The organism is Streptomyces sp. NPDC026394, assembly GCF_055567735.1.
Genome location: NZ_JBVHPX010000004.1, coordinates 529,697 through 536,115 on the forward strand (window position 1 = coordinate 529,697; position 6,419 = coordinate 536,115).

Annotated in this window: 3 protein-coding genes and 1 tRNA gene; 1 reads left to right on the forward strand and 3 read right to left on the reverse strand. The window is 71.9% G+C overall.

What is annotated here, in order from left to right:
- Positions 1–133: 133 nt before the first annotated feature.
- Positions 134–1,345: a cytochrome P450 gene (locus tag ACZ4QV_RS13630; RefSeq protein ID WP_361593000.1), complete on the reverse strand. Its 1,212-nt coding sequence runs from the start codon at positions 1,343–1,345 to the stop codon at positions 134–136.
- A 188-nt stretch (positions 1,346–1,533) separates the two neighbouring features.
- Here ACZ4QV_RS13630 and ACZ4QV_RS13635 point away from each other — a divergent pair, with 188 nt between their 5' ends.
- The gene (locus ACZ4QV_RS13635) at positions 1,534–2,688 is read left to right on the forward strand and encodes an epoxide hydrolase family protein (protein WP_361592997.1); all 1,155 of its coding nucleotides are present in this window, start codon (positions 1,534–1,536) and stop codon (positions 2,686–2,688) included.
- A 91-nt stretch (positions 2,689–2,779) separates the two neighbouring features.
- Here ACZ4QV_RS13635 and ACZ4QV_RS13640 read toward each other — a convergent pair whose 3' ends face one another.
- Together ACZ4QV_RS13640 and ACZ4QV_RS13645 are read right to left on the reverse strand one after the other, a co-directional pair.
- Positions 2,780–5,794: an amino acid adenylation domain-containing protein gene (locus ACZ4QV_RS13640; RefSeq protein WP_361640510.1), complete on the reverse strand. Its 3,015-nt coding sequence runs from the start codon at positions 5,792–5,794 to the stop codon at positions 2,780–2,782.
- Between the two features lie 357 nt (positions 5,795–6,151).
- Positions 6,152–6,225, reverse strand: a tRNA-Pro gene (locus ACZ4QV_RS13645).
- Positions 6,226–6,419: the final 194 nt, after the last annotated feature.

Consider the following 6,419-nt stretch of genomic DNA (forward strand, 5'->3'; position numbering starts at 1 on the left):
CGGCGCCCCCCCCCCCCCCGCCCCCCCCCGGCGCCCCCCCCCGGGGGGGGGGGGCGGCCCGGGCGGGGGGGGGGGGCGCGGGGCCCCCCCCCCCCCCCCCGGGGGGGGGGCCCCCCCCCCCCCACGACAGGACCTATTCCGTACGACGCCGCAGCGTCACCGGTGCCGTCTCGTACCCCTGGATGAAATTGGAGCGCACCCGGCGTGGCTCACCGGTGAGTTCGGGGCGGTCCACGCGCTTGAGGAGTTCCTCGAACAGCACGGTGATCTCCATGACGGCGAGCGAGGACCCGAGGCAGAAGTGCGGTCCCGCGGACAGCGCGAGGTGCCGGTTCGGCTCCCGCCCGACGTCGAACCGGTCCGGATCGTCGAATACGGTGGCGTCGCGGTTGACGGCCGGGAGCCAGACCGCCACCTTGTCGCCGTCCGCGACGGCCCGGTCCCCGATCCGGGTGTCCCTGACGGCCGTACGCAGTACGTGCAGGACCGGGCTCGCGTGCCGGAGGATCTCCTGCACCGCGGTGGGCATCAGGCCGGGGTCGGCGCGCAGGCGGTCCCACTCGCCGGGGAACCTGATGAAGGCGAGCAGACCGCCGACCATGGAGTGCCGCGTGGTCTCGTTGCCGGCCGACAGCAGGGCGTTGCAGTTGAGGATGATCTCCTCGTCGGTGAACGGCACCCCGTCCACCTCGCCGTGGATCAGGGCGCTGACGACATCGTCCCCCGGGTCCTTCCGGCGCAGCCGCACCAGGTGTTCGTAGTACGCCAGGATCTCGCTGTTCGCCTCGATCTCGATCTCCCGGTCACCGCCGGAATTCATCGCCGTCATGGACTGGTGCAGGAGATGCTCCCAGTCCTCGCGGGGCACGCCCAGCATGTCGCAGATCACCGAGACCGGGAGCCTGGCCGCCATCTGGACCGCGTCGCAGTCCCCTTCGGCGACCGCCGCGTCCACGATGTCCGAGGCCGTCCGGCGGATCGTCGACTCCAGCCGCCGGACCGTACGCGGGGTGAAGGCGGAGCTGATGATGCGCCGGATGCTCCCGTGCCGTGGCGGGTCGCTGACGATGAGCACCCGGCCGGCCGCCTGGGCGGTCGGCGCGGGCGGCGAGTCGAGGCGCATGCCGCGGGAGGAGACGAAGGTCTCGCTGTCCCGGAGGACGGCGTTCGCGAGCGGGTGGCCCAGCACGGACCAGAAGCTGTCCCCCGTCGTCCGTTCGGTCCTGAAGAGCGGTGCGCGTTCGCGCAGGGACGCCCAGAGTTCCTCCGCCCGGCCGCCGGAATACCACAACGGATCGGACAGGTCGGGAAGTTCTTCCTCGACGTGCTGCGCATCCAAAGACATCCACGTGTCCCTTCCGTGGTGACTCGCCGTTCGGGTCGCGTCGCGTACGCCTGGCCATCGTCCGGTCAGCGGGCGCGGCCCGTCAATGGACGGGTGTTTTGTCGGCGGGTGCTGTCTATGCTCGACCGTACGGATGCTGGAGTGCCGGTTTCTGTCATTCGGCGCGCTCGGACCGACAAGGAGAATTGATGGTCTCCGACGACCGCATACGGCCGTTTCGCGTGGACATTCCGCAGGAGGTTCTGGACGACCTGGCGGAAAGGCTGGACCGGACCCGCTGGTCCGCGCAGGCGGCGGATTCCGGCTGGGAGTACGGCGTGCCGGTGGATTACCTGCGGAATCTCAGCGCGTACTGGCGCACCTCGTACGACTGGCGACGGGCCGAGGCGCAACTGAACGCGTTCCCGCAGTTCACCACGGAAATCGACGGAACCACCGTGCATTTCCTCCACGTCCGGTCCGCGGAACCGGACGCGCTGCCGCTCGTCCTCACACACGGCTGGCCGGGATCGGTCGTCGAGTTCCTCGACGTCATCGGCCCGCTCACCGACCCCGCGGCGCACGGCGGCGACCGCGCGGACGCCTTCGACCTGGTGATTCCCTCGATCCCGGGGTTCGGTCTGTCCGGCCCGACCCCCGACAACGGGTGGGGGGTCGAGCGGGTCGCCGCCGCCTGGGCCGAGCTGATGAACCGGCTCGGGTATCGCCGGTACGGTGCGCAGGGCGGCGATTTCGGCTCGCTGATCTCGCGCCAACTGGGTGTCCACGCGCCCGGGAACGTGGTGGGCGTGCACCTGAACTTCCTGCTCACCTTTCCGTCCGGCGATCCGGCGGAGATGGCCGCGCTCTCCCCCGCCGACATGGAACGCGTCAGCCGCCTCGAAGTATTCAACACGGAATTGTCCGGCTACGCCCAGGTGCAGACGCAGCGCCCGCACACGGTCTCGCACGCCCTCGCGGACTCTCCGGTCGGCCAGCTCGCCTGGATCGTGGAGAAGTTCAAGGAATGGACCTATCAGGCCGGAGTTCCGGAGGACGCGGTGAGCCGTGACCGCATCCTGACCAATGTCATGCTCTACTGGCTCACCAACACCGCGGCGTCCGCCGCCCGCCTGTACAAGGACTCGGCCACGAGCTTCGGCCTGCCCAGGCAGTTGAACGTCCCGCTCGGGATCGCGGTGTTTCCCGGCGAACAGGCGCCGCCGGTCCGGCGGTTCGCCGAGCGCACCCATCCGCACATCACGTCCTGGACCGAGTTCGACACCGGCGGGCATTTCGCCGCACTGGAAGCGCCCGGTCTGCTCATCGACGACGTCCGCCGGTTCTTCCGTCCGCTGCGGTAGGGGCGGAGAGCCGTCGAGGCGGGAGCGGGGACCGCCGGTCACCCGTCGCGGTGGGCCGTACCGTACTGACGGTACGGCCCACCGCTGCGCCTCAGCGCGGTCCGACGTCCTCGGTGAGCAGGGCCTGGTACGTGTCGGCGATGCGCCGTACCGCGTCCCGCCGGATCAACCGGGACTGGAAGGTCAGCTCCACCCGTAGCCCGCCCCCCGGCTGCGGCCACACCTCGCAGGCCAGCTCCGCCGACGGCGCGACCAGCGGCTGCGGCAGGGCGCGGACGGCGCACCCGTCGAGCGCCAAGGACCCGGTGACGTTGTTCTGGTAGGCGAACACCGTCTGGTACAGCGGGTTGCGCGTCGTCCGCGGAGGCGTCACGGCCGCCACGACCTCGTCGAAGGCGACGTCCTGGCACGCCATCGCTTCTTTGATCACCGGGTAGGTCCGCGCCATCCGGCTCCTGAGGGAATCGGCCGCGTCCGCGGGCGGCATACGGAGGCACAACATGTCCACCACACAACCGACGGCGCGGATCGCGTGCGCGCCGCCGCGTCGCGCCACCGGGACACCGACGCAGAAGTCCCCCTGCCCGAGCACCTCGCGCAGAGCCGCGTCGAACCCCGTGAAGAGGGCCAGGAACAGCGTGCTCCCGTACTGGCGCGCCTCCCGTGCCAGGCGCTCGACGGCGGGCGTGCCGAGCGTGAAGCAGCACACGCCCACCGGGTCGTCGTCCACCGACTCCGGCTCGGGCCACACCACGTCCTGCGCGCCGAGCAGCGCCGACTTCCAGTAGTCCAGTTGACGCCCGCGGTCCTCGTGCCGGCGGACCGTCAGCTCCTCCAGGGCGAGTTCCGCGAGGGTCGGGGCGGGGCCGTCGAAGGTTTCCCGGGTTCCGGCGAGGCGGCTGCGGTACGCGGCCGACAACTCGGCGACGAGCAGCGATTCCGACCAGCCGTCGAACGCGATGTGATGCACCGTCAGCCCGAACAGGGTGCTGCCGCTCGCCTCGCGCACCACGGCACAGCGCCAGACCTCGCCGGTCTGGATCGACAGCGGACGCAGCAACGCTTTCTCCAGCCGGTCCTGTGCCGGCTCGCCGTCGCCGCACGGGCCGAGGTCGGTGAGCACGACACGGCCGCCCGGGCCGGTCAGACGCGCGACCGGCCCGTCCTCCAGGAGATAGGCGGCGCGCAGTGCCTCGTGCCGTGCGTGCAGGTCGTTCAGGGACTGTTCCAGCGCCTCCAGGTCGACGGGCCCGTCGATCCGCCAGGCTCTGCGGCACAGGGTCGAGGTGTCTTCGGGGAGCAGCTCGTACCGCATGCAGAAGTGCGCCGGCATGCCCACGAGCGGAACCACCGTGCTGTCGGTCGCCCCGGCCCGGTCTTCCGCCGGCAGCGTCACGGCCTGCCCGACCAGACGCCGCAGCCCGTCGAGGTTCGGCTCCTTCATGAAGTCCGACACCGACACCCGGACGTTCAGCTGGCGCTGGATCCGGGCGCACAGCCGCATCGCGTCGAGCGAGGTGCCACCGAGCGCGGCCCAGCTGGTGTCGGGCGGCCAGGCGCCGGGACGTTCGTCAGGGGACCGGACGAGTTCGCCGAAGAGCGCGTCGAGGTCCGGCCCGGTCCCGGTTCCGGTTCCGCTTCCGGACGGCCCGAGCCCGGCCAGGAGCGCCCGGTGGTCGGTCTTGCCCTGCGCCGTCAGGGGAAAGGCTCGTACTTCTTCGATCAACTCCGGTACGCAGTAGGACGGCAGCACGTCCCGGAGCCGGTCGGCCAGGGCCGCGGAGCGCCGCGCCGCGGGCGCGGCCGTGTAGAACAGCGCGAGGCGGGTGAAGGCCAGGTCGGTTCCTTCCACGGGAACGACGACGGCCCGTTCCACCTCCGGCAGTGCCTCGCAGGCACTCTCGATCTCGGCCGGCTCGATCCGGTGCCCCTGGATCTTGACCTGCCGGTCGGCGCGGCCCAGGTAGTGCAGTACGCCCTCGTCGTCGAGCAGGCCCAGGTCTCCCGTACGGTACATACGCACCGGGCCGTCCGCCGTCCGCACGGTCGTGAAGCGCCGCGCGGTCTCCTCGGGATGCGCGAGGTAGCCGACGGCCAGGCCCTCGCCGCCGATCCATATCTCGCCCGGTTGGCCGGGGGCCGCCGGTGCCCCGTCGCGCAGCACGGCGGTCCGGGTGCACGGCACCGCCCGCCCCAGCGGAATCCCGTGCGTCCGCCGGGTGTCGGCAGGCGTGATCCGGTGCGTCGTCGCGAAGACGCAGCTCTCCACCGGCCCGTAGCCGTTGAGCAGCGTGATGCCGGGGTGCGCGGTGAGGAAGCGGCGCACATGGGCGGGCGAGAGCCGTTCCCCGCCGATGATCAGTACCGACAGTCCGCGGAAGCACTCGGGCTGTTCGTCCAGGAACAGGTTGAACAGCGAGGCGGTGAGCCACGTCGTGTTCACCCCGTGCTCGTGGATCATCCCCGCGAGAGTGTCGGGCAGGAAGTACTCGCCCTCGGCGAGGACGCAGGTGCCTCCGCTGACCAGCGGCCCCCAGAGTTCCAGCGAGAACGCGTCCCACGGCAGCGCGGCGGCGGCGGAGGTGACGCGGCCCGGCCCGAAATCGGCGAAGCTCCCGGCGGTGAACAGCCTGGTGACGGCGCCGTGCGTGGACACCACGCCTTTGGGCGTGCCGGTGGTGCCGGAGGTGAAGAAGACCGTCGACGGCGTGCCGGCGCCGGTCACGGCGTCGCTCACCCGCCGGCCGCCGCGGATCGCCGCGGCCACCGGCCGTGCCTCGGTGACGACGACCGGCGACCCGAGCTGCCGGACGAGTTCGTCGCGGCGCTCCCGCGGCCACCTCGCGTCCAGGACGGAGTAGGCGGCGCCCAGTTTGAGCAGGGCCAGCAGTGTCGCCACGAGTTCCGGTGTGCGCGGCAGGAGCACCGGTACCAGATCACCTGGCCGGACTCCGAGCCCGGCCAGCTCCGCGGCGTAGTCGTCCGCCGCCCTGGCCAGCTCGGCGTAGGTCAGGACCGTCTCGCCCTGGATCAGCGCCACCCCGTCCGGCCTGCTCCGGGCCTGTGCGCCGAACGCGCCGTGCAGGGTCCGGTCGCGGGTCAGCACCGCTGGTTCCTGATCTTGAGGGCATCTGGCACGGTCACTCCGGGAGGTGAGCGGGTGATCGGGCGGGGCGGCGGGGACGACAGGGGCCGGTGTGCCGCCGACGGTGCGAGGGCGGCTCGGCTCTCCGTAGGTATCGACCCCGCGCCGAGGCAAAAGTAGTGGGGGGCCGGTCCGAAGGCCAGGTACCGGCGGGTGTCCAGCTTGGACGGACGGCGGGGCGGCCCGCCGCCCGCCGGAGCACCGTCCGCCCGGCTGTCCGGCGATCGCGGTCCGGCGATCCGGCACATGGGGGCGGAAGAGCACGGAAAACAGCCCCCGGCCTGAGATTTCCCTCAGACCGGGAGCTGTTTCACCCGGTCGGGACGACAGGATTTGAACCTGCGACCCCTTGACCCCCAGTCAAGTGCGCTACCAAGCTGCGCCACGTCCCGATACCCGTCCGGCCCGGTGTTTCTCCCGGCCGACCGCGCAAGAGAACAATACCGCATGTCAGGGGGTGTCCGCCGCCAGGTTCGGCACGGCGGGCCCGGCGGCCGCTCCGGTCCGGCCGCCCGGGGGGCGGGGGGGGGGGGGTGAACCGCACAAAAAGGCCCCCCCCCCCCCCCCGGGGGGGGACCCCCCGGCC